Here is a 23,625-nt window from a genome sequence, read left to right on the forward strand (position 1 = left end):
GAAAGATTATCGTGAAACTTCATGTTTTTTTTTTAATCTCCATAAAGAAATTGAATTATTACAAAAATGATTTTAATAAAGGGAAAATTCGATTCTCGAATTCAGGTAAAACATTATCTAAATCTGATAAAATTTTAGAATTATTCTTTACTAGGCACATTAAAAATACTGGCTCTTGAGGTAAATTTAATCGAATAAAAAGAATTATTTTTTCATCCATCTGCCAAATTGCCTGGCTTTTCTTTAGTAATTTAAACTCTGAAAATGTCCGATACAAATTTTGAAAATGTGGTGCAGAAATCTCTGAAACTCTTTTAGTAAGCTCATTTACAGAGTAATCAGATAGTATAATTGAACTATTATTTAATAATAAAATTGCTTCAGCATTTATGTTATATGCCAACCAACGAATTTGGCTGCGCAATATTTCTCGGTTTGGGCTCATGGCACTCAAACCTTCAGAAAATGACTTGGTTAAAGAATATGGATTGAATATGGATGTTTTAAAAAATTTAATTTGAAATTTCTTTCCAATTTTAAGCAGGTTTTCTTTTACTTTTGGAATATTTTGTATTATTTCTTGATCAAATTCAATATCAGGATCAATTTTATGCAAATTGACAATGATTGGAGGATACTGGTTAAAAGCTTCCAAAATTGAAATTATTTTACCAAAAAAATCATACATTTCAGAAAACCGTTTGCTATCCCGCATATCCACTAAGAAAAATAATAAATTTGTATCAAATAAATAAAGGTCTGCTTGTTTAAGGAAAAATTGGCGATATTTTATCTGTCCTCCGACGTCCCATTCCATTAGGTCTTTCCCTAATATTTGTTCTTCATAGCGATCAACTCCACGAGTTGGTTTAATATTGGTTAATTCGCTATATTTTTGTTTGATTGCTCGTAAATAACTAGTTTTTCCTGACGCATCAAGTCCAGTAAAAAGAATTTTTAAATTTCTTTCACTACTAATTGGAGTCCTAACTTTATTCAAAAAAGAATCAATGGTTTCATATAATCTTAAAATTATTTCATATGTTTGTTCTGATGTGGTCCTTTTATTTATTTGATTAGCACTTTCAGAGATAAAAATGGATAGATCTTTCATTTGTTCATACAAAATTGAAGCCACAGAGTCTTTAATTAATAATGAAATTGTAGCTGCTTTTGCTTTACCACGGGCTGATTCGTCACTAATTAAGAAAAAGTAAGTTAATCCTGTAAATTTCATATCTGGGAAAGGCAATATCCCAAAATACTTTATCGAATCAATCTCTTGCCCATCTTGGTACACTTGTTCTCCCATTAATAAACTAATTGATTTCATGGAAATCAAAAGTTGTTGGTGTTCAGGGATGATTTCTGGAATACACACTATTGGAATTGGACCTTCACTTTCAAAAACCGAGAAAATTATTCCTTTGATTATGTTTTCACTCGATTTTTGCAGAATATTCACCATTCCTTTTAAGATATATAAAAATTTTTTTTCTAATATATATTAAAAATAATATTTTGGGTTTCTTTAATAGATTTGGAGTGTAATTATGACAGATCCTTCATTATCTATTACGGAATTAAAAAAGAAGTTAATCATCGTAGAAGAATATGATCCACCAAAGATTTTTCCTCTTACTTATATAACTGCACAAGAACTTCGCGAATGCAGTAATATAAGCCTAAATTTGGATGTTTTACCTTCTGATCTACTTAGGGTAAAAGAAGTGAAATCATTTATTCCTCAAGATTTAATTTGTACTAAAGAAGGGTTCTATATTTTTCGCCCAACATCTATGCAGTATCCTTCACTTTTTGAATGTATCCAAGATTTAGCTAAAAATTATTCATATTCTAACATTTTTTCTTCAATTTCATGGCAAGAATTTGAAAAATATTTAGTTGAATTACTTGAATCAATTGGTTATCAAGCCTTTAGATCATTTAGATTTTCTGCAAACAACCGAAAATATGAGATTGATTGTGTTGCACTTAAAAATAATCATATTTTATTTATTGATGGCAAAAAATGGAAAAATTCAACAATTTCTCCTTTAAAATTAAAAAATGCATTACAAAATCAATTTGAACGTGTAAAAGTACTTTCATCAATTCCCATGATTTTGAGTAATCTTCTTTCTAAATTTCATCTACAAATAAAAATAACTTATCGTAATAAAAAGCAAAATTCAAATGTAAATTCATATAAACTGCTTAATTTGTATTCAATAATATTAGTATCTAATAAAATATCAGAGGTTATAATTAACAATGAGGGTGTAATTCTTGATTATTCCTTATTAGATGATTTTATTAGAAATTTTGATGAATACCAGCAAATACTGCATCCAATATCGATTTCAATTTAGAATATTTTATTTTTAATTACTAAATATAGAATTGGAATTAGATTAATTCCTAATCGAAATAATTTCTGGATATAGATTCTCTTATTAGTTAATCTATGCAAAAGTAAAAAAGAACGAACTAAATTAATCATATCTGCTTTACTAATCGGCCGTATTTCCATATTAATAATTCGTGAGAATTGTGTTTGTTTTAAAAATTCTTTAAATTTATTAATAGGTAGACTCCCTCCTGCTGTATAAAACGGCCAATGACAATCATTTATTCCATCCAATTCTGAAATGTGAATATAAACAATTTCATTCAAAATCTTTTCTGGAATATCAAAGATATGAGATTTTCCATTTGACAAATAACTATGTGGAATATCAAAACAAACTTTAATTACCGGTTTTGCCATGTTTTTTATGGAAAAATACCACTTTTCAAAATTTTTCCAAGATTGTCCAGGTAAATTTTCCAATAAAACAGTTACTGGGATTTGATTAATATTTTTAAGAAAAAATTTTTCATCTGAATTTGGATCTTTGGGAGGATGGACAACAACAGCCTTGATTCTTAGTTCTTTGTAAAATTCATTGAGATTTTGAAGGAATTTTTCTATTTTATCATGTTGTTGCTTGCTGGATAAATCATATCCCCAGTCTGAATAATATGGTGAATGAAGAATTACAGATTTTTTTTTAGTATTTTTAATTAACAATGAAATATCGTTAAGATCTAAAAAAATTGATGGATCATATTCAATGTGATCAATACCTATTTTTAGTGCAATTTTTGTATATAAAGAAGGTCTTATATTTTTATATTTTTGAATGGTTAAACCGATAATCATTTTTTTCAACAAAATTTCTTGATCTTTATTTAGTGGTTATTTTTTCGTAATTTAAAACTTCATATATAAAAAATTAATATGAAAATCGAAATTCAATCTTTAGAAACGTATCATAGTGTAAATTATGAATTTAAAGAAATTTTTCTTGGAAATTCAGAAAACCTACATCTTTTAGAAAAGAAAATTTTAGAAAATATCTCGTTTGTTAATAGAGAAAAAACACTTAGTTTTTTAGAAAATATGAAAAGAACAAATTCAAATAAAAGATATATTGAAATCTCTTCTATTAGAGTAGCCATTCAGTATAAAATTTTACCGAATGAATTAAGATTTGTTGGGCTTTTAATATTTAGACATATTCCTAGAAAATTTGGCGAAACTCAAACAGAATGGATAAACTGTATTTGGATGATTGATCCTAAAGAATTACCAATCTTAATCAAAAATTTTCAAAAATCATTTTTCTCTTCTTTTTTTTCTAAAATAATTCTTTCCTATAGATCAAATATTTCATACATTTTTTGGGAGTTCCCTGAATCTTCATTATTACAAGATTTTTATCAGAAAAATAAAAACCCTTTATCAACTAATTTATCCGTGTATTTATATCCATATAATGAAAAATTTATTCAAAAAGATAGTAATCGTATTTATTATAGGTGCACTTATGGCTTTATTTGGAGTAATCCTAAATTTAATCCATTAAATGTGCCATCTGATATAGTATTTCTATGGGAAAAGGCAAATGCTCTCTATTGTCACTTTAAAAATGGAATTGATTTAGATTCACCTATTATGGCAAATAAATGGAATATAATATTAAGAAGAAAAAAGTTCCATAAAAAAAAAGCAATGATTATACAGAAAAAATTAGAAAAAATCAAATTTTGCTTTAAAAAGAATTTTTCTGATCCAAATTTTTTTCAAATGATTATTTCAATAATGAAAGAAATTGGATTAACTTTTCAAATTCTAAAAATTCCTATTAATAATCCATCGAATCGGCAATTATTAAAAGATTTTCAGCTAGATTTGATAATAAATATTATAGAATCGATTCCAACACAAGGATCATTATTCACAAAAATTATTAAAAAAAATGGTGAAATCAATCCTGATTTATTCGAAATTTCTTTTTTGGAAAAAATTTTTGGAAATTATGCTGTTCTTCTATTCCTAAAAATTGACAACGAAGATCAGATATGTTTAGGTTATTCAAATGCCTTTTTAAAAAAGGACCCTGAATATCATTCCCGACAAATATTTAATGGCATAATTATTGGTGAACAATTTCGAGGTTATTCATTAGGTAAAATTTTTGCTTATGTTGGTGCACGTGTAGGAAGTAAATACTGTGATATTTTTTATGAAGATTCAACAGTTCTCAATAAAGGAACTTTAAAAATGATTTCTCCTTTGAAATTTATTGATTTTGGGATTCTAAAGAATTTTAAATTTTATTATAATCCAGAGAAATCAAAATTTCAGAGTGTAGATTTAAACAGAAAATATTGGATCAATCCTGATTTCTATCGAAAAATTAAAAAACAGAAAAGAATACAATTAAAAAATATTGATTGAAAGAAAAATGATATTAAAAAAGATATTAAAAAAGATATTATCCAATTTGATATTTTAATCAATTTCTATATCTAAGAATTCAAAGAAATCATACCCAAGTTGTCTGGGCATCGAAGCAAGTTTTATTGAACCGTCTACTTTTAACTCTCCACTAAAGAATTGAGCATCAGTATTTGGATTTCCCATCATTATTTGAAGCTGACAGCTTGGAACCCAATCCATCCAAACATAGTTTTTTGCTTCAATCGCTTCTTTAGCTGCTTCTTTATCCCATTCTCCTTCCCACAATCCTATCTTTTGTTCATCTTCGCTTAAATAGAAGATTATTTTTGGCCCACCTTCAGCACGAATTTCAATGAAATAAGCAATAGATTCGTATTCTTCTAAATTGTCGGCAAGGTTTTCCCATAATTCATATTTATCATCATCTTCGTCCATTTCTTTGGATGAATAAATCGTCCCAAAAGTGGCTTGGAAATAAAATACTGCATCTTTTAAACCATCAAGATCTTTTGATTCGAATCTGCTAGGAAATTGTTTCATTGCTTCCAAACATTCTTCTTTGGAAAACCATTTAGTTATTTTCATCATTATTTATCACTCTGTGTTTTAATTTTTGAAAAATGTTGGTCAAAAGAATCAAATTCGATCCTTTTAACTTCAGCAAATTTACTTTTTATTCTTCGGTTAAAAAATGTTTTGTTCTTATTCTTACAGAAAAAAAGAAAATTCATAAATGAAAAATTAGCAGAAATTTTTGAATTATATACTGATATTAATTTCATAAATAGATTCAAAAATTTCTGTTTTCTAACTTAATTAATCCCTATTTTCATGAATTAGAAAAAAATAGTTTAATTTCCCATTTTTTTTTAATAATTATTAAATTTATTGTTTAATCTATTACTGAAATTGTAGATTAATATAAAATTTCTATCATTTCATTATGCTAATAGAATAAAATTCAAATAAGGTTAGATCACACTAATAAGTAGGTTAAAAGTTAAAAAGTGGCTATTAATAATAAAATTAGTTTTTATAGAAGAGGGTATTTATGGGTTTGAAATCTATGTTAATTTGTGATAATGGGGGATTGCCTTTTTATTCACGAAATTTTGATGAATTTATCCAAATCGACGATGCATTATTATCTGGTTTACTTAGTGCTATTGGAACAATAGGAAAAACACTTTTCAAACAAGATATTGCCACAATTAAATTTGGTGAAGGAAATGAGATTTCACGCATTTTAGTTATCTCACGTGATTTATTTTCTACAAATCGACAGATTTTTTTTGTGTTTTTCTATACAGGAACAATTAATGTAAAAATACTTCGATCACTAACCACTATGATTTTCATGGAAGCAAAAATTAAATTTAAAAATCAAACTCCAGAGACGAAAATTGTTGCAAATATAATAGATCGAGTTATTGACAATAAATTTAACGGATTAAAAGATGTTTAGAGAAAATAAATTAAAAAAAGAATAAAAGGATGAAAATCAGAAGAAAGTTTTAAAAATCTTCTTCTGAATCTTCTTCTAAAATCTTTAGTTGCTTCAGCAAATCTTTGACTGTTGAACTAGTTTTTTTTACAATTTCATTATCAATAAGTTTGGAATCTTCAAGAAATTTGTCAGTAAAATTTACCCAAGCGCGAATTGCACTAATATTAAATTCTTTTATCTGATATTGAGTATTTTCTACAAATTCTCGTCCTTTTTGACCGAAAACTTGTTCTGTCATATCCAATACTGCCTGATTTAATTTATCAAATAAATTTTTTCTTTCTTTTTCTCTCTCCATTATTTTTTTCACATGAAATTATTTATCAAATTATTTAGATGTTTTCTCTGTATATCTGTTATATTTTTTAATAAGAATCCTTCTATAAATTATTTACTTGCTATTATTTTCGCATTACAAAAATCTTTTTTTATGGAAAATCTTCATTATATTAAATAAATAATGTTTCCTAGAGTGATTCTTTTAAAAATAGAGGAAATTAACGAGTTTTAAAAAAGAGATAATATTTATGATTACAGGAATTATTGCAAGATTATTTGTTTATATAATATTTGGAATGCTAATTTTCTCAATATTAAAGATTTCATTAAATATTTTTAAATATCAAAATAGTTTAAGACAAGGAGATATTGATTCTCTGAAAAAATTAGAGACTCGTCAAGAACCTCTTAATCTAATCGGAATGATTCTTGTTCTTTTATTCATATTTATTCTTATTAATATTAAAGTTGGATTTGAGTTTGATGGCACTGAAGGAGATCTTCCAGGAAAGATTCTTGCTTTAATACCGGCAATATTCAGTTTACTTATTCTTATTAACAGTATCTTTCAAAAACTTCGAGGTAAGAAAAAAGTTAGGCGATATGGCTTAGTTAATGAAATTGCTCAAACTGAAAATACCCAAGAATTAAAAATTGATCTTAAACGAAAATTCTATCATATTTTTGTTTTCTGTTTAATCTTTGGTTTTCTTCTCTTTTCATATCTTATTTTGCAATCAAATGCAAATAAAGTTCCAGATTCAGATTTACATCAAGATCTTCTTAATTCATTTTGGGGATTTCAAGATCCATTTCTTTTTATCAAAATTATTTTTATTCGACAATCATTACCTTTGGGTCAAACTATTACATTTCTTTTTATGTATGGTGCAATGATTGTTCTCCTTTTTAATGATCTTACCCGATTATCCCAAAATCTTCAGTTTATTATGCATAAGGAATCTCAAAAAATAATGCGATATAAAGAATTAGATACACTGGCATCGTACACCCATTTTGCTGTAGCTTACCTATTTTCTTCTATTATGTTGCCTCCCATGCTATTTTTGGCCGCATTATGTCTGGGGAGTTTTGCAGATCCCGCAGCGAGTATTTTTGGATTGAAATTTGGAAAAATAAAATATAAATGGAATTCTAAATCTTTGGAAGGCACTTTAGCAGGATTTTTCTTTGCTATAATCAGCATGATCTGGTTTGTTGGGCCAATATATACTTTGGTTGGGGCATTATGTTTCGTGATTATCGATCTATTTACTCCAAAACCTGTTCAACTTTCAGATAATCTTTTATTGCCAATAATAATTACAATAACATTTATTATTCTTGCCCTTTGTGGACTTCCACCAATAAATTATATTCCTTTATAAGCATTCTAAAGCTTTATTATTCCTAGTGCGTATATATAGAACTAGTTGATTATAATGGTGGATATCCAACTTGAAATTGAGCATTTGGTGTATATTTTTATTACATCTATTACTTGGTTATTAATTACATTTTGGGGTAGAGCCCAATATCTTGCTTTATATGACCCAATTCCAAGCATTGGACAACTTTTCATTACAATTTCTTTTTGGATTGGTGGTATTGGAATTCTTATTGGAGTTCTTCTTGTATTAATTACTATATTTGAATAATATGGTAATTTTTAAAGATTGTTTATTATTATTTTTATTAAATTTTTTAAAAATTCCCATATTTAGATTATATTTATCTGATCAAAAAACCTTGGATAATGACTTTCTAATGCCAAATTTGAATAAAACCAAATATTGCCGATGATATCAATAATTGCTCCAATAACCATGAATAAACCACGAGGCCAATCTTCTTTTTTAGTCACTCGTGGATCAAATGCAAATAATGGGATAAGAACTAAAACAATCGCTAAAATTAAATTATGAAAAGTAAAGAGTTGAAAATAAAATAGTCGACTTTGAGTTGCATAAAAATAAACGGTGTAGAGAAAAACTGGTGGGTGTACTGTCAATCTCTCCAAAATTAACCATCCTTTATTAGTCATTGAATAACGACAATCTTGAAAATAGAAAGGTAAATCAAAAAATAAAAAAGCCATTACCATTGCTGGTGCTGACACTACTGTGATTAATGTAAAAAGATTATTATCAAATCCTGTGATCATAGCGATTAAAAAGTAATAATTAATGAATCGGCTTGTATGACCCCTTTTTTGATTCAAATCTTTGTCTAACTTAAATTCACATAACCAAAAACGAAATAAAAATCCTAAAGCACCAGCTATTTGCACATAAATACTCATGGTTATTCAATTGATTGAATAAAAGATGCAATATTAAAATATTCTCGCATTACCTATAAATTTAGAAGAATTAAAATCATGTCATTTACATTCGTTCCAGTTTGACCTATTATCAAAGCATCACCTAGTTTTTTAAAAACTTCAAAAGAATTGTTTTTTTCTAAATTTTGGAGTAGATATTTATTTAAATCAGAATAGGATTTTTTCATTCTTTCTAAAGTACTTGAATCAATAATTGCACCAGTTGCAGGACTATTACCTTCTAGACCATCAAAAGCACAAGCAACTATTACAAAATCATATGTATTCCAAATAGATGAAGATGTTTTTGTTTTGTTTCGTAATAAATTCAGCAGAAATGAAAGCAACATTTCTTGGTTTCTACCACCCTTTCCGTCTCCTTTGAGGGTAACTGTTAATTCTCCCGTTCCTATTAATGCATATGGAAATTTTTTAGAGAGTGATGATAAATTCTTATTTACTAAATTTTTTCCAAATTCTTTTGCTTCACCTTGTAATGCTGAATTGAAAAAGCTAACTGAATAATTTTTTTGAATTAGAAAATCTTGAACTGCATTTGCTGAATTAATGGCACTACCAATTAAAAAATTATATGTATTTGTAAAAATAGATGAGTTTTTTTTTGGGTTTTCATCAATTTCTTTATTTAATCCTAATTTAAGATGATTTCTAACCGAATTAGGAAGTTTTTCCCAGAAATGATATTGTTGAGCAATTTCTATTGCATCTTTATATGTCGAACTATCAGGAACAGTGGGACCTGAAGCAATTACATCAAGTTCATCTCCAACAACATCAGAAATAATTAGCGAAATTAATGGATTTGGATAACACTTTTTTGCAAGTTGTCCACCTTTTAATATTGAAAGATGTTTTCGAATACAATTAATCTCATTAATAGATGCTCCAGATTCAAGTAAAATTTGATTAATTATCTGCAATTCTTTTAATGTAATATTTCCAGCAGGTGCAGTAAGTAAAGCACTTCCTCCTCCACTTATTAAAGCAATAATCAAAGTCTCTGGTGTTTTTTTTTCAATTTGCTTAATCATTTTATATACACCTTTAACTCCCGAAGAATCTGGTATTGGATGTTGTGCAAAATTTACTATGATTTCTGATTTGTTCTTGGATGATTTCATATGTTTAGGGAAATCTTGACCATAGGGGATATTAATTATTCCTGAGAATTCTATTTTTTTTGGAAGAAGATCAATTAAGCTTTCTGTCATAAAACCTGTTGCTTTTCCGCCACCAATAATTAGAATTTTGGAGTATTTCTGAAGATCAAAAGATTTATCTTGAATTAATAAATTGGAATCTTCAATTTTAATTGCACTTTGCATTAAATTGTGAGGAAGAACACTTTCTATACCAATCATTAATGCTTTTAGAGCATTTTCTCGCATTTTTCGAAGTTTTAATGGAATATTTGGTTTTTGCGCAATTTTCATAACATTATTCCAAATTATTGGTGAAAGCTTTTTCATATTTTATTATCAATTCATTTTTCTCTTTGAAATCTTCTATATTTTGATAAGAAAATTTGTTCACTTTTACTTAATGGTTCTGGAAGAAGATTATTCATTGCGCGTACTAAGAGTTCTCTGTATTTTAATACGTCATATGTTTTGTCACGCTGTAGATAAAATTGAATAGGTAATGCTTTATCTAGAGGATTCTGTGATTGATCATCAGTAATTATAAACGAAATTTTCTGTCCAGGACCCATTTTTTTTCCGTGAGCTGCTAAATGACGTGCAGCAATAACTTGATAATTATTAACTTTGTATTCATCTACATTTCGAGTAAGTCGTATTGTAATTGCGAGGTCATCTATCAAAACTTCGCGGGAATCTAAACGTTCAAAGAAATGAAACAGAATAGGTAATATTGTCCGTTCAAGGAGTTTTTTCGAATTATCTCTATATGTTGAGTTAGCAATTGCGGTAATCACGTTTTGTTGAAACAATTTTATAAATGGAGGCGAATCGTGTCGCCGAAGTTCGATTCCGCGAACTTTGATTTTTCCATCATGTTTTATACCCCAGTAACGGTTAAGTGCACCTATCTTCGGTTGCTCTTTTGTTGGAAGAAAGGTGATAAATTTGAAATAATCAGAAGCAGGAGTATATTCAATAGGAATTTTTGTCTTTTTTTTGATTTCATTTACTATTGAAATACATCGTTGATGAAATTCAGAAATAGGCATATTTTTAGGTGCTTGAACATACAACGAATCAACAATTCCATGCAGGAAAATAATTCCATGTTTCTCGACAATTTCCATGGCTTGAAGAAGAAATTCGCGGGAATATGCGCATACTGCTTGATGTGCTTCAATACGGCCAAACCGGGCATTCCTAAATCCAAGATAACCGAAACACACGACTAGTATCCATTTTAAAGCGCTTTGCATTTGGGAATAACGTTTAGCTAAATCGGGAGAACTATGTTTAATTCTATTTTTATAAATGATGCGTTTTTTTAAAGGCAGTTCAAGAGAAAGCGGAACTATTCCTTTGCTTTTTTGACAGATATGATAAGGTAATCCAGGGACTTTGTTTTTAATGGGATCGCAGCATTTGCAATTAATTTTTTCTGGAGACACATTGTATTTGACCATGAGTGCAGGGTACATTGATGTGAAATCCAATTCTGCGACATTTTCAAACATTCCGACCTTTGGATTTAATATATGGCCACCACGATCAGAGAACAATAAGGTTGATGCTTGTCGAAAGTGTTCTACATTTTTCTTTTCTTCTGGAATTAAAATATCTTGTTGATATGCATGAAAAAACTGCATGGATTGTAACGCACCACCTATTGTAATTCGGGTCAAACGTTGTAATGTTACGTATGAAATCCGAGCGACTTCAACAATTCCATAAAGATTTCCATCAGAAAAATTTAAACCGCCCATTATTGCAGAGTCAATATGCAATCTACCATGAAGATAAAATTGAGTTTTTGATCGGTGGAAAATTTGACCGTATGACATATAGGAATTTGAACCATTGAAAGAGAGTAAAGCGCGGGAGATTGGAATTTTCTTTCGGGAAAGTGAATACCCTCTATCTAAATGAAGTGCTTTTAGTCGTGCAATAAGGTATGGAAAAATTAGTTCATCACCTTTTATTGTAAAAATGATATCTGGATCTAATAGTTTAATTGCACGTTCAAGTTCAAGAAGTGTTTCATATTCTTTTGCTTCTCTGATACGGAGTTGAAGATTTCCATAGTTATCTTTCCATATCATATCGTCTGGAAAAAATTGATAGAAGTTGATTTTTTTACTATCTGGATCTAGAGTAAGACGACATTCATAAATTTGATCTTGCTTCTTTCTAGCAAGATTTTCCAATTTTGATTTTATTTCAAACCATAAAATACGTAAAGGTGGATGTTCATAGTCGACAGATTCATTTGAATCAAGTAAAACAAGATTTTTGAGTTTTTTACTTTGTAGATTATCGCTAAATACTGCTCGACAACGGGCAAAAGGAAAAAATTTTTTTTCATAAAAGAATATTTGAACCACAGGAATATCGGTGTTATAAAGATCAAAAAAATCAAACGAACGAAAAAACTTAATTAAGCGTTTGAATCTGGTAGGAGAGATTGGGGTTATTTTCAAACAAAGAGAAGTTGAATCATCATGAGCATGAATTCGGCGCTCAACAACAGAAACATCCTTTATCTCTTCATATTCAGAAAATTTTAGTGCATAATATTTATACTTTTCATGTATCGAAGAGAAATCTTGAATATGGTATTTTGTCGGGCTAAATACTGCATAAAATGAGGGATTGAAAGGGAAGATAGCATTTTGGCAATTTCCTTTTTGATCTTTAAGCCATAATTCAATGCCTTGAGGATGTGGATTTGCATCTAATATCCAACAAGGATCAAGCACGTTTCTTTTTCGCATTCTTCCTCAATGGGAGTTGGAAACTCTTGTGGAAAAATTTTAACTGGCAGCTAATTTAGTAGAATAGAGGAGATTTCATATTATAATGATACTTATGAAGTGTAAGGTTTGAGGTGTAAAATGAAGTATCACATATCACATCCAAAAGAATTATTTATGCCAAACCTGAATGGATCTCGGATATTAACAGGAAATGAAGCATTTGTTCGAGGATTATTTGAATCAAATGTGCAATTTCTTGCTACATATCCTGGTACACCAGCTTCAGAAATTGGTGATTTATGGGAATGGTATGCTGATGAAAATCCTGAAATTTTTTATGATTTAGCTGTTAATGAGACTATTGCTTTTGAAGCTGCAGTTGGGGCTGCGTGGTCAGGAGTACGCGCTGCTGTTTCATTTAAACATCTTGGAATGAATTTAATCTCAGATGCACTTCATGCTGTTATGTATTCAGGAATTGATGGAAAGCGTAAAGCAGGCTTAGTTATTCTTTGTGGTGGAGATCCTGACATTAATTCATCTACTAATGCTGTAGATACTAGACTTTTTTCATATCATAGTCAACTTCCTATTTTAGAGCCTAGTTCCATCCAAGAATGTAAAGATATTGTGAAAGATGCTTTTAATCTATCTGAAATGATTGATTTGCCAGTAATGATCTATTTTCCCAGTCAGATTGCACATGCATCAGGAGTAGTGAATATTTTTGAAGTAAGAATTGAACTTATTTCTAAGTTAAAGCGAAAATTTCAGAAAAATTCAGGAAAACTTTTAAATGCAATACATTGGGCAAAGAACAATCAATCAATGTTGTATTCTAAAATATTCAAATTAGCTCATGGGTATTATGAACTAAAACCCCATGATTTACGATGGGAAATTAAAGGAAAGAATACAGGCATACTTACGAAAAATCGGATAAATATAAACCAACCTTTACAAGTTTCAAAATCAATAGATATTTTAAATAAGGTTGAAGATCAAGTTTCTTTCGAACGTGAACCAATATTGGTTGGATTTATCGGGTCAGGATTAGGTTGGTCATTGATTGAAGAACTCTCATTGCGTATTTCTGTTGATTTTCCTCGACTTCGCCTTAAACTCACCTATCCTTTTCCAATTGAAGCTATACTAAATTTCATCGAACAATTTGAACCAGAATTATTGGTTATTGTAGAAGATTTAGAACCATTTTTAGAAAAGGAAATTCAAGAAATTCTTTATCAAATTCCTGTATTTATTCCTATAATTGGAAAGAAATCCTTTCCCAGAGTCGGTGTATTAACACCAGATATTATTCATAATATTTTAGCTAATCCCTTAGTAATTCAAGATGAAACCTTTTTTTTCCAAGAATTTAAAGATCATTTAATTGAACCTTCTTCATCACTTAATCATATTGCTTCTCAAATTCCAGTAAGAGAACCAACTTTTTGCCCTGGTTGTTCCCATCGCAATGTTTTTTACTCACTTCGAAAAGCAGTTAATCTTTATTATAAAAAAACAGGAAAAGAACCCATATTTGGTGGAGATATTGGATGTTATACTATGAGTATGTCAAAACCATATGAAACTATGGATTGGCTTATCTGTATGGGTGCAGGAGTTGGAATCGCTAATGGAGTTTCACACATTGTAGATCCAGACAAACAACATGTCATTGCTATGGTTGGAGATAGTACGTTTTTCCATTCTGGAATTCATGGAATTATAAATCTAATAAAGAATAATGTTGATGTACTAGTTATCATATTAGATAATTACTACTGTGCCATGACTGGGCATCAACAATCTCCTTCAACACCACTCCAATATAAACATAACTCAAAAATTTCAGCAGAAATCGTTTTTTCAATTGAAGAAATTGTCCGATCTTTAGGGAATGTTTTTATTCAAAAAATGGATGGATATTCGATTAAATTGATGCAAAATCAATTTTTTAAATTATTTAGTAAACCTGGTGTGAAAATTGCCTTAGTACAAGCAGAATGCGCTTTACAAATGACTCGACGAAAAAATAAAATTAACTCTCTTTTCTCAAAACAGAAATTGACATATCTTTCTATCTCAGAAGATTGCACTAAATGTGATGAATGTTTTCGTGTTTTAGGTTGTACTGCTATCCAAGAGCAGAATGAGCGCTATTATATTGATATTAATCGTTGCTTAGTTGATGAATGTGCTAGTTGTATAGAAATTTGTCCAAATTCTGCCATCCAAATTACACAAATTATAAAAGAGATGAATAATGATGAATAAATTAATAAGACTTTACAATATCTTGATTGTTGGAGTAGGAGGTCAAGGTGTAATTACATTGGGAAAATTTTTTCAAGAATATGCGTTTTTTCAGCCAAAAATCCTTAAATTTGCTGCAATTGAAAGTAGAGGTGTTTCACAACGTGAGGGTTCTGTTTTTGCTTCTATTCGCTATCTAATTTCAAATAATTCTCCCAAAAGTAATTCTGAAAATAATAATGATGGAAATCTAAATATTAAATCAATACACTTTTCAGGAAATCCTCCCAAAGGTCAAATTCATTTAATGATTGCCTTAGAATTTTTTGAATTTCTAAGAAATGCCAATTATTGCCATCCACAAGGTATTGTTCTTTTAAATTTGCACCAAATTTTTCCAAAAAGTGCAGTAAAGCAAAAAAGACTAATATCTCAGGAAATGAAATCATATCTACAGCAAATTAGGGATACTTTACCTAATTTAAGAATTATTACTCAAAATTATTCTGAAATGCTAAAAACAAAAATAAAAAATACTTCAAATGGACATTTGAATTCTTATATGCTTTCACAATTGTTAGATCTTAATCTTTCTTTATTTCCAGCACATATTCTGAAAGAGGCTTTTAATAATTTCTTTAATTAATTCAATTTTTTCTAAATGATTAAATTATTTAATTATACCAAGGTAAAATATAATCTCCTGTTATTTTTTCCTTTATTTTTAATGCTTGTAATTTGAATTTCACCAATTTCTCCCAAATTCTTAACGTGACAACCTCCATCAGGCTGTTTATCTATTCTAATATCAACAATTCTAACTTTGGTGATTGATTTTGGCAGTCCCATTGCCAGTTTTGTCAGTGAAGGATCATTATCTAATTCTTTTCGAGAAATATATGTAATTTTTACTGGAAAATTTTGTTTGATTACTTTATTTGCTTTTTCAACAAAATTTTCCACTATTTCTCTGTTAAAATTTGGAAAATTAAAATCTATTCGGCCCTTTCCGATTTCTAAATCATTTCCTGTTACTTTTACATTTCCTTCATTAAAAAAAATTCCACTTAAAACATGCGCTGCAGTATGATAACGCATTAATTCATGTCGCCGTTTCCAATCTATTTTTCCAATAATTTCATCACCTTCTTTGAGGCCTGGTTCAGCTATCTGGTGGTAAATTCTTCCCTTGGATTTTCCAGTAAAAACTACAGTAAATTCTTTTTTATCTGATTTTCGTATTAATACACCTTTATCACAATCAACTCCACCAGATTTAGGATAAAAGGCTGTTTGGTCCAAAAATACAAGCGTTTCATCTTGAATCTCTTCTACATTTGCTGAAAATTCTTTTAAATACATATCATCTGTATATAATATTTTTGACATCATCGTTCATTTTTCAGATAGATTACGAACTTTTTTAATTTTGTCTTCATTTGGAATTGAAATATTTTGAAAAGTCAATATTATTTACAATTATTTGATAAGATATTAATATTCAACGATTTTTATTACGTTCCTTTTTTTAAATATTAGTAAATCTTTTTTTATATTTCATCTTTTATATAAATAATCATGCCTTCATCTTCGCAGGCGGACTTATTTTCTAAAGTTGGAATCGACTCAGTTGGTTTTTACACACCTCCTTATTATGTATCACTAGAAGATTTGGCAAAATCACGCCAAGTTAATCCCAAAAAATTTGAAGAAGGACTAATGGTTCGAGAAATGCGTGTTCCTGATGCAGGTGAAGATATTGTAACTATGAGTGTGAAGGCTGCTCAAAATGCATTAATTAGAGGAAATGTGGAAGCAAGAGAAATCGATGCGGTTTTTGTTGGAACAGAAACAATTACATATGCAGTTAAATCAGTTTCAAATATCTTAGCAGAAATACTTGGCGTTTCTGCTAATTGCTTAACTCAAGATATTTATAATGCATGTGCAGGAGCCACTTTAGCTGTTCTAAATGCTATTGGCTTAATCGAAAATGGAATTATTCACAAAGCTCTTGTGATTGGTGCAGATATTAGTTCTTATCCATTGCATTCTCCAGGAGAACCAACACAAGGAGCAGGTTCTGTTGCTTTAATAATTACAAAGAATCCTAGAATTGCTACTTTTAGTCATAAATTCGGTAAAGTTTCAGGAAATGTAAATGATTTCTTTCGACCTGCAGGAGAGAAGGATGCTCAAGTATTTGGGAAGTATTCTGTAAATTCATACTTAAATTTTCAGCTACGAGCTTTTGACGATTTATCAAGAAATCTTGGGAAATTTTCTGCTGATTATTATGTTTTTCATGCGCCCTTCTCTAAATTACCTGTTAAATTTCTACAAAAACTAATCACTGAGCGTTCAGAGCATTTTATTGAACATGCATTAAATTGGGAGTATAAACCTCCACGATCACGACTTTCTTCACATTTGCCTTCAATAAGATATAGTGTGAAACATTTTCCATCCATAATAACGAATATTTTGCTTCATCATGGATTTTCACGTCAAGCAATTTCAAAACTATTGAAAACTGCAAGTAATCTAAAACATTATTTCTTTCCACAGTTAGAAGTTCCCATGCATTTTGGAAATATATATTCTGCTTCAGTTTGGGCTCAAATTCTTTATATTTTTGAGAAATCTGCTCGACCGGATGATATTTTATATTTTGGTTCATATGGTTCAGGAGCAACTTGTATTAGTGGACTAATGAAAGTTCAACCTGAAATTGAACAAGTTGTTAAAAATGAACCCCAAATGGAACATTTTCTACAACATAAAAGAAAATACTCGATAAAAGAATATGAACGTATACATTTAGGATTAATAAAACCACATTTTTCAATAGGAAAGATCGAGAAATTTTCACCTAATGACAATCGTGGAATTATACTGCATTTTTGTGATGAAGGCTGTCTTATTCCAAATATTCCTGGATTAAATGAATGCCCTCAAGGTCACTCAGGTTATCACAGTGTTTTTTATCCACTTTATGCAAAATTGGTTTCAGACCCAATAGATGAATCTACATCTCAGAATTATACTTTTGTAAATCATGGGAAAGTAAGAATCTTAGGAAATCCTCCAAAAGGGACAAAATTGGAATATAATATGCGAAGAGTTGATGCTCCACCTGGGAATTCTTCTGTTAAAGGACTTCTTAATTGGATTCCAACATATATGCCTGTTGATTGGTAAATAGAAAAGAAAAAATTAATTTGTAAAAAGTAAAAACAAGAAAAAGAAAATAAATAGTAATTTTTCAAATAGATGGTTGATTTATAGGATATCATGCTAATTTTCAAAGAATAAGGAAGAAATAATTATTTTTTTTTATAAAATTTAAATGGATTTTTAAAAACCCTAATTATTATAAAAAATTAATGATTTCAAATAACAAATTATTTTCACTAAAAAATTCTGGAATTTCCTTTATTATATCAATCTCAAAAACCATAATAATCTCTCAAATATTAGCGTTGAACACCTCACTTTTTCAAATTAGCCCGTTTCTATACTAAATTCAATATTTACATAGAATTGAAGAATCCCTGCTCTGAAATAAGGAATGAACCTTAATAAGTTGTTATTTTTTAATTCATCTTTTATTTTTACTTAAAAAAGAGTTTTTAAGTTTTAAAATTCAATTTGTAATAATAAAGAGAAAAAAAAGACCAAGTTATTCTCAGTCTGTGGTCATGTGGTCATCTCTACCTAGATGAATTTATTTAGAATCATATTTACTTTTTTTTTGGGAACATTTTATTAAAAATAAGATATACTCCAATACCAAGTACAATTTCTATTGCAACTAAAATTATTGCTGCATAACCTAGAGATGTCTTTGTGAGTAAATATCCAACTAATATCATGTAAGATATTGCAACTATCAAACCAATTATTATTATTATTATAATTTTTCCGACTTTACGTTCAATATGGACTTCATCTAAAACGAATTTAAATTTCATCTTTCCAAAGAAAAATACTTTAAGTTCCATAATAAATACTGCAAATACTATACCCATTGGAATTATTATGATAAATTCTGAAATAATTTCGCCATAAATTGGTTTTCCAATAAAAAATATAGTTGGAAGAAGGTTTGCAATAGGAATAATAATCAATGCCCATAGTATTTTTGCTTTTGCTTGTTCACGAATTTTAATGGGAAGAGATGCTAACACTGTTGAGCCTGACTTTTCTATATCAATCACACCAATTATCAGCATAAATGCACCCATAAACATGTAAAATATAGTCAATACATATAATACATCAGTTCCAGACTCGCCTCCATTATTTTCAAACGAAGTTCCAGAAGCCATAAAAGCAATTAATGGTAAAATTATCGGCATAAGTACAAACATTAGGGATTGAATGTCTCGTGTAATATTTTGTGCGTCCTTCAAGAAAAATGCTTTCATTTGATTAGTAGATTTAACTTTGATATCATCTATAGTAGAGATTTTCCCTGTATTTTTAACTCCTTGCTCTAATTTTATAGATTGATAAAAAATATTTAAAGCATGTTTTGCTAGTCTGTAATCAACAACAAGAAAGATTAAAATTCCTCCGAAAGCAAAAAGTAAAACTTCTGTGCTAAATGTAGAAAAGCCAATTACACCCATTGTAATTAAATATCCCGCGTTCAACGGGAAAGGTATTAAGGATAACCATTTATTAAGTATCAAAAGTTGATCTATTGGAAGAGGCATAGTAGCTAAAAATTTAATCATAATTGGATTTACCATCTGGATCCCTACAGAGGCCATTATTGTGCCAAGTATATAGCCAAAAATTACTCCAATTCGAATTAAAGTAGCACCTTTGTTATTTCCGACATTGCTATTAATAAGTCTTGTAAATTTTGCTCCAAAAATAACTAAGAGAGCAACAGAGAAAATTGTTACCAAGAATGATTCAATTAATGCAATAGTTGTCAATAAAGGATTCATAGTTATTATTAGAATAGAAATTGGAAAAACCAATGTCATAATGACAATTTGAATATTCATTCCTCGAAATAATGTGAATAATCCAATTATAGGCATTTTTTTTCTTTCAATTGGTAAGGTGGATAACCATCGATAGCTTTCCGGCGTGAATAGTCCAGTAGAAGAAAATAATCCAAACATTAAAAGATAAAAAACCTGCAAAAATAAAAATACACCAATCATACCACTACCAGCAAGCAAAATTTGTGGAATAGGTGTATTTTGTGAAAGCGCAGACTTTATCATTCCTAATGATTGAATTGGTACAAAGATAAAAAGTGCCAAATAAATAGCCATTACTATCTTGGAGGTTAAGCGTTGATTTCTGAGATATTTTGAATTTTTTTTTAGTCTTTCTAAAATCTGTTGCTGATTCGCTCCTGCCATATTTAAAGTAGATTCTAAAAAAGCTTCATCATAGGAGTATTTTGAAATTTTGTACAATTGTTTTGTATTCATTTATTATTCACCTAATATTTTATCAATCTAATTAAACTAATCTACACCAAAATTCTCCAATTAGTTATTTCCATTTGTAGATTTCATGGTAACACGTAATTTTTTAATGATGTCTTTTATAGATTCGTCTTGTTCTGTTAATTTTAAGAAAATATCTTCTAAATCCATAGTTGAATCAATATCTTTAGCCATATGTCTAAGTTCTTCAAAAGTTCCCATTGCAACCATTTTTCCACGATTAATAATTCCTATTCGGTCGCAGATATCTTCAGCAATTTCCATTATATGTGTTGAAAACAAGACTGATCCACCACGTTCTGTGTGTAATTCTAAGATTTCCTTAACAACTTTAACTGATTTTGCATCTAAACCTGCAAGAGGTTCATCCATAATAAGTAAATCAGGATCGTGAAGTATTGCTGCAATTATTTGAATCTTTTGCTTATTTCCACGAGAAAGAGTTGAAATCAACCTTTCATAATATTCAATTGCTCCCAGACTTTCTAGATATTGTGCCAGCTTTGCTGAAACATCATCACCGTTTAAATTCCTGATTGATGCAATAAAATTGAATAACTCTCGGGGAGTTAGCGATTTATATATAAGTGGTTCCTCTGAAACATATCCAATCCGTGATTTTAATGCTACTTCATCTCTTTCAGGATCAAACCCCAGTATGCTAATATTTCCTTGATTTGCTTCTAACAATCCGAGTAAAAGTTTTACAGTGGTTGTTTTCCCTGCGCCATTAGGACCTAAAAGTCCAAATATTTCACCTTTCTTAATATTAAAGGAAATTCCATCAACTGCTTTCACTTCATCAAAATGTTTAACTAAGTTTTTTACTTCAACCATAAATTCTGTGTTTTCTACCATTTTTTTCTACCTATTTTTCAATTAAAAAATTGATTGTAACCAATTTTCATAAGCTGGAAATAGTTTTTAATGATCTATAGACCATTTTTAAAGATTTAGAGTATGTTTTTTATGATTTAGACATTATTAATGAATTTAATATTTTTAGTAATTACATTGAAATTGCTTCAAAGAAAAATTTTTATCCAGATGAGGAAAATTTACATCTTTATTTGGAAATTTTATAATTACTTTGTGAAAATAATATTTAGAGCGATTCATTAAACTTTTGCTGGTGTTTCATAAGAAAACATGTGGTGCCATAAGGAAAAAAAAAATTTATTGATTTTATTAAAATTGATATATTTTCTTTCCACATTCTTCAAAATGCAGACTTTTTATTAATTTATATGATGGAAGATTCTTTTCATATACTTCACAGCGAAGTTCTTTTACATTTCGTTGTTTGAAGTAATCCCATGCTGAAATTCCTAAGAATCTTGCAATTCCGCGGCGTTGCCATCTAGGATCTGTTCCTAACCCGCATATTATACCAACTTCTTCATTTTCTTCCAAATCGATTATTATAAATCCTACATCTTCATCTTGGATAGAAGCCAAGAGAACAACAGTTGTTTTATGCTCTAAAATTTCTTTAAACTGTTGTTCGGTTGCAGGGCTCCATGGATCTGAACCACGCATGAAAGCACGATTATATAATTTTACAAAAATCGAAAGATCATCTAATATTGCTTTTCGTATTTTAATTCCAGAAATTCTATAATGCTCTAGTTCTTTAGAAAATTCTTCAGTAATTTCATTCATATCTAATTTCATTTGAATATATGTATAATCTTGAGGTATATATCCTGTTTCTTTTTTCTCTTCTCCTGGATGTGCTTGATATTTGATTAATTCGGTTGTATAGGCTGGCGTAAAAATGTGAAGAAGTTTTCCTCTAAATGGATTCTCGTTAATTGATAATGAGCTCTCTTTATTCTTTTTATTTTGATTTTTTTGTTTCTTTTTTACCTTTTTTTTTTCATTATTATCAGTAATAGGATATTTTTCAGGAGTTATATAATCAAAATTATAATCTGCATAATGAGTTTCAATTTTTCCAACTGGATTTCGTTTTTCTATAGATTTACTTTTTTTTTTTTCACTCTTTTTCATTGATTTCTCCCCCTTATCTGGCATTAATTTTCAAGTTTTTTTATCATTTTAATCGACTCAATTGTATATTACAATTTTGATATTCTTCCATTTATTTTAGTTTGTATCTTTCAATTTTTGGCTTTTTTTCCCATCTCTTTAAATAGAATTAATGATCATTGGTAGATATGTCTCTAAATTTCCCAACATTCGTAAAGTGGCATATTTATCCATAAAAGTAGGATCCTTATTTATAAAAATAAGTTTTGCTCCTGCTTTTCGAGCAAGTAAAGGAATTTGATTGGCTGGAAAAACTGTTAGAGATGAACCAAGTACAAGCATGATTTCACAATCTTCTGCATATTTAGTTGCTTCTTCTAATAAATCTTCAGCAATTGGTTCATTAAACAACACTATATTAGTTTTTATTCGTCCTCCACATTTCGGACATACAGGGATCCCAGATTTTCGCTTCAACCATTTTAAAATGTAACTTCGCTTAATTGGAATATAACAATCCATGCAATATGCGTGATTCATGTTTCCATGAATTTCAACTATAGGAACCTTTGAACCTGCATCTTGATGGAAATTATCAATATTTTGAGTTATAATTGCTTTTAATTTTCCTTTCTTTTCTAATGAAACTAAAGCTTTATGTGCTTTATTCGGTTTTGCATTTTCAAATTTGGGAATTAATGCTTTCTCTAATTGCCAATAGTATTTAGGTGTTTTTAGGAAAATGGAATAATTTGCATATTTCAGAGGATTAAATTGCGTCCAAAGTCCTCCAGGTGATCTGAAATCATCAATACCAGATGCTGTTGAAATTCCAGCTCCAGTAAAAGCTACAATTTTATTGCTATATCGCAAGAGGTCAATTGCAATAGATATTTGTGGATCAAAATATTCTCCCATTCGTCTAATTTAGTAAGTTACAATAAATCTTAAAAAATTCTTTTATCTTCATTTTTTAAAAGAATGAATTTATGAAGAAAGTATAAATGAAGAGATTTTAAATAATGGTTGATTTTTGGAAATCTAAAAAATTTAAGATGATTTAGATTATTAAGACTAATATCT

20 protein-coding genes are annotated in these 23,625 nt (G+C 29.0%); 8 read left to right on the forward strand and 12 right to left on the reverse strand.

Annotated features, from left to right (window positions below; translation table 11 throughout):
* Positions 1-58 precede the first annotated feature (58 nt).
* The gene (locus ACXLDF_RS08870; protein ID WP_457558157.1) at positions 59-1,468 is read right to left on the reverse strand and encodes an ADP-ribosylation factor-like protein; all 1,410 of its coding nucleotides are present in this window, start codon (positions 1,466-1,468) and stop codon (positions 59-61) included.
* A gap of 85 nt (positions 1,469-1,553) precedes the next feature.
* Between ACXLDF_RS08870 and ACXLDF_RS08875 the strand changes: the two genes are divergently transcribed.
* On the forward strand, positions 1,554-2,372 hold the full coding sequence (locus ACXLDF_RS08875) for an NERD domain-containing protein (RefSeq protein ID WP_457558158.1): 819 nt from the start codon (positions 1,554-1,556) through the stop codon (positions 2,370-2,372).
* On the opposite strand, the gene ACXLDF_RS08880 is transcribed toward ACXLDF_RS08875, so the two are convergent.
* Positions 2,369-3,205, reverse strand: a complete 837-nt coding sequence (locus ACXLDF_RS08880; protein WP_457558159.1) for a TIM barrel protein — start codon at positions 3,203-3,205, stop codon at positions 2,369-2,371. The genes ACXLDF_RS08875 and ACXLDF_RS08880 overlap by 4 nt on opposite strands.
* A gap of 78 nt (positions 3,206-3,283) precedes the next feature.
* Here ACXLDF_RS08880 and ACXLDF_RS08885 point away from each other — a divergent pair, with 78 nt between their 5' ends.
* Complete coding sequence (locus ACXLDF_RS08885; protein ID WP_457558160.1) at positions 3,284-4,786, forward strand: hypothetical protein; 1,503 nt, start codon at positions 3,284-3,286, stop codon at positions 4,784-4,786.
* A gap of 54 nt (positions 4,787-4,840) precedes the next feature.
* Here the strand turns inward: ACXLDF_RS08885 and ACXLDF_RS08890 are convergent, their stop codons facing one another.
* On the reverse strand, positions 4,841-5,377 hold the full coding sequence (locus tag ACXLDF_RS08890; protein ID WP_457558161.1) for a hypothetical protein: 537 nt from the start codon (positions 5,375-5,377) through the stop codon (positions 4,841-4,843).
* 463 nt (positions 5,378-5,840) lie between these two features.
* On the opposite strand from ACXLDF_RS08890, the gene ACXLDF_RS08895 reads away from it, so the two are divergent.
* Positions 5,841-6,254: a hypothetical protein gene (locus tag ACXLDF_RS08895; protein WP_457558162.1), complete on the forward strand. Its 414-nt coding sequence runs from the start codon at positions 5,841-5,843 to the stop codon at positions 6,252-6,254.
* A gap of 49 nt (positions 6,255-6,303) precedes the next feature.
* Here ACXLDF_RS08895 and ACXLDF_RS08900 read toward each other — a convergent pair whose 3' ends face one another.
* Positions 6,304-6,594 carry a hypothetical protein gene (locus ACXLDF_RS08900; RefSeq protein ID WP_457558163.1) on the reverse strand — a complete coding sequence of 97 codons (291 nt, stop codon included), beginning with the start codon at positions 6,592-6,594 and terminating at the stop codon, positions 6,304-6,306.
* 229 nt (positions 6,595-6,823) lie between these two features.
* Here ACXLDF_RS08900 and ACXLDF_RS08905 point away from each other — a divergent pair, with 229 nt between their 5' ends.
* Positions 6,824-7,963 (forward strand): hypothetical protein, encoded by a 1,140-nt coding sequence (locus ACXLDF_RS08905; RefSeq protein WP_457558164.1) that lies wholly within the window; start codon positions 6,824-6,826, stop codon positions 7,961-7,963.
* 54 nt (positions 7,964-8,017) lie between these two features.
* Positions 8,018-8,233, forward strand: coding sequence for a hypothetical protein (locus tag ACXLDF_RS08910; RefSeq protein ID WP_457558165.1), 216 nt, complete (start codon positions 8,018-8,020; stop codon positions 8,231-8,233).
* Between the two features lie 62 nt (positions 8,234-8,295).
* Here the strand turns inward: ACXLDF_RS08910 and ACXLDF_RS08915 are convergent, their stop codons facing one another.
* Genes ACXLDF_RS08915 through ACXLDF_RS08925 form a run of 3 tightly spaced genes read right to left on the reverse strand, consistent with a single transcriptional unit; the run spans position 8,296 to position 12,832 of the window.
* Positions 8,296-8,877, reverse strand: coding sequence for a hypothetical protein (locus ACXLDF_RS08915; protein ID WP_457558166.1), 582 nt, complete (start codon positions 8,875-8,877; stop codon positions 8,296-8,298).
* 53 nt (positions 8,878-8,930) lie between these two features.
* Complete coding sequence (locus ACXLDF_RS08920) at positions 8,931-10,388, reverse strand: glycerate kinase type-2 family protein (RefSeq protein ID WP_457558167.1); 1,458 nt, start codon at positions 10,386-10,388, stop codon at positions 8,931-8,933.
* A gap of 14 nt (positions 10,389-10,402) precedes the next feature.
* The gene (locus ACXLDF_RS08925; RefSeq protein WP_457558168.1) at positions 10,403-12,832 is read right to left on the reverse strand and encodes a DNA polymerase domain-containing protein; all 2,430 of its coding nucleotides are present in this window, start codon (positions 12,830-12,832) and stop codon (positions 10,403-10,405) included.
* 120 nt (positions 12,833-12,952) lie between these two features.
* On the opposite strand from ACXLDF_RS08925, the gene ACXLDF_RS08930 reads away from it, so the two are divergent.
* Both ACXLDF_RS08930 and ACXLDF_RS08935 read left to right on the forward strand, forming a co-directional pair.
* Positions 12,953-15,094 (forward strand): thiamine pyrophosphate-dependent enzyme, encoded by a 2,142-nt coding sequence (locus ACXLDF_RS08930; RefSeq protein ID WP_457558169.1) that lies wholly within the window; start codon positions 12,953-12,955, stop codon positions 15,092-15,094.
* The gene (locus ACXLDF_RS08935) at positions 15,084-15,719 is read left to right on the forward strand and encodes a 2-oxoacid:acceptor oxidoreductase family protein (protein WP_457558170.1); all 636 of its coding nucleotides are present in this window, start codon (positions 15,084-15,086) and stop codon (positions 15,717-15,719) included. Before ACXLDF_RS08930 ends, ACXLDF_RS08935 begins: the two co-directional genes overlap by 11 nt.
* Positions 15,720-15,751: 32 nt before the next feature.
* Here the strand turns inward: ACXLDF_RS08935 and ACXLDF_RS08940 are convergent, their stop codons facing one another.
* The gene (locus ACXLDF_RS08940; protein ID WP_457558171.1) at positions 15,752-16,465 is read right to left on the reverse strand and encodes an alanyl-tRNA editing protein; all 714 of its coding nucleotides are present in this window, start codon (positions 16,463-16,465) and stop codon (positions 15,752-15,754) included.
* A gap of 186 nt (positions 16,466-16,651) precedes the next feature.
* Between ACXLDF_RS08940 and ACXLDF_RS08945 the strand changes: the two genes are divergently transcribed.
* A complete protein-coding gene (locus ACXLDF_RS08945) occupies positions 16,652-18,274 on the forward strand; it encodes a hydroxymethylglutaryl-CoA synthase family protein (protein ID WP_457558172.1) in 1,623 nt (540 codons plus the stop codon).
* 542 nt (positions 18,275-18,816) lie between these two features.
* Here the strand turns inward: ACXLDF_RS08945 and ACXLDF_RS08950 are convergent.
* The 4 genes from ACXLDF_RS08950 to ACXLDF_RS08965 form a co-directional block, all read right to left on the reverse strand.
* Positions 18,817-20,532 (reverse strand): permease-like membrane multi-spanning protein, encoded by a 1,716-nt coding sequence (locus ACXLDF_RS08950; protein ID WP_457558173.1) that lies wholly within the window; start codon positions 20,530-20,532, stop codon positions 18,817-18,819.
* 60 nt (positions 20,533-20,592) lie between these two features.
* Complete coding sequence (locus ACXLDF_RS08955) at positions 20,593-21,408, reverse strand: ABC transporter ATP-binding protein (protein ID WP_457558174.1); 816 nt, start codon at positions 21,406-21,408, stop codon at positions 20,593-20,595.
* A gap of 330 nt (positions 21,409-21,738) precedes the next feature.
* A complete protein-coding gene (locus tag ACXLDF_RS08960; protein ID WP_457558175.1) occupies positions 21,739-22,563 on the reverse strand; it encodes a GNAT family N-acetyltransferase in 825 nt (274 codons plus the stop codon).
* A gap of 138 nt (positions 22,564-22,701) precedes the next feature.
* Positions 22,702-23,460, reverse strand: a complete 759-nt coding sequence (locus ACXLDF_RS08965) for an SIR2 family NAD-dependent protein deacylase (protein ID WP_457558176.1) — start codon at positions 23,458-23,460, stop codon at positions 22,702-22,704.
* Between the last annotated feature and the right edge of the window lie 165 nt (positions 23,461-23,625).

Source organism: Candidatus Harpocratesius sp. (assembly GCF_054039255.1).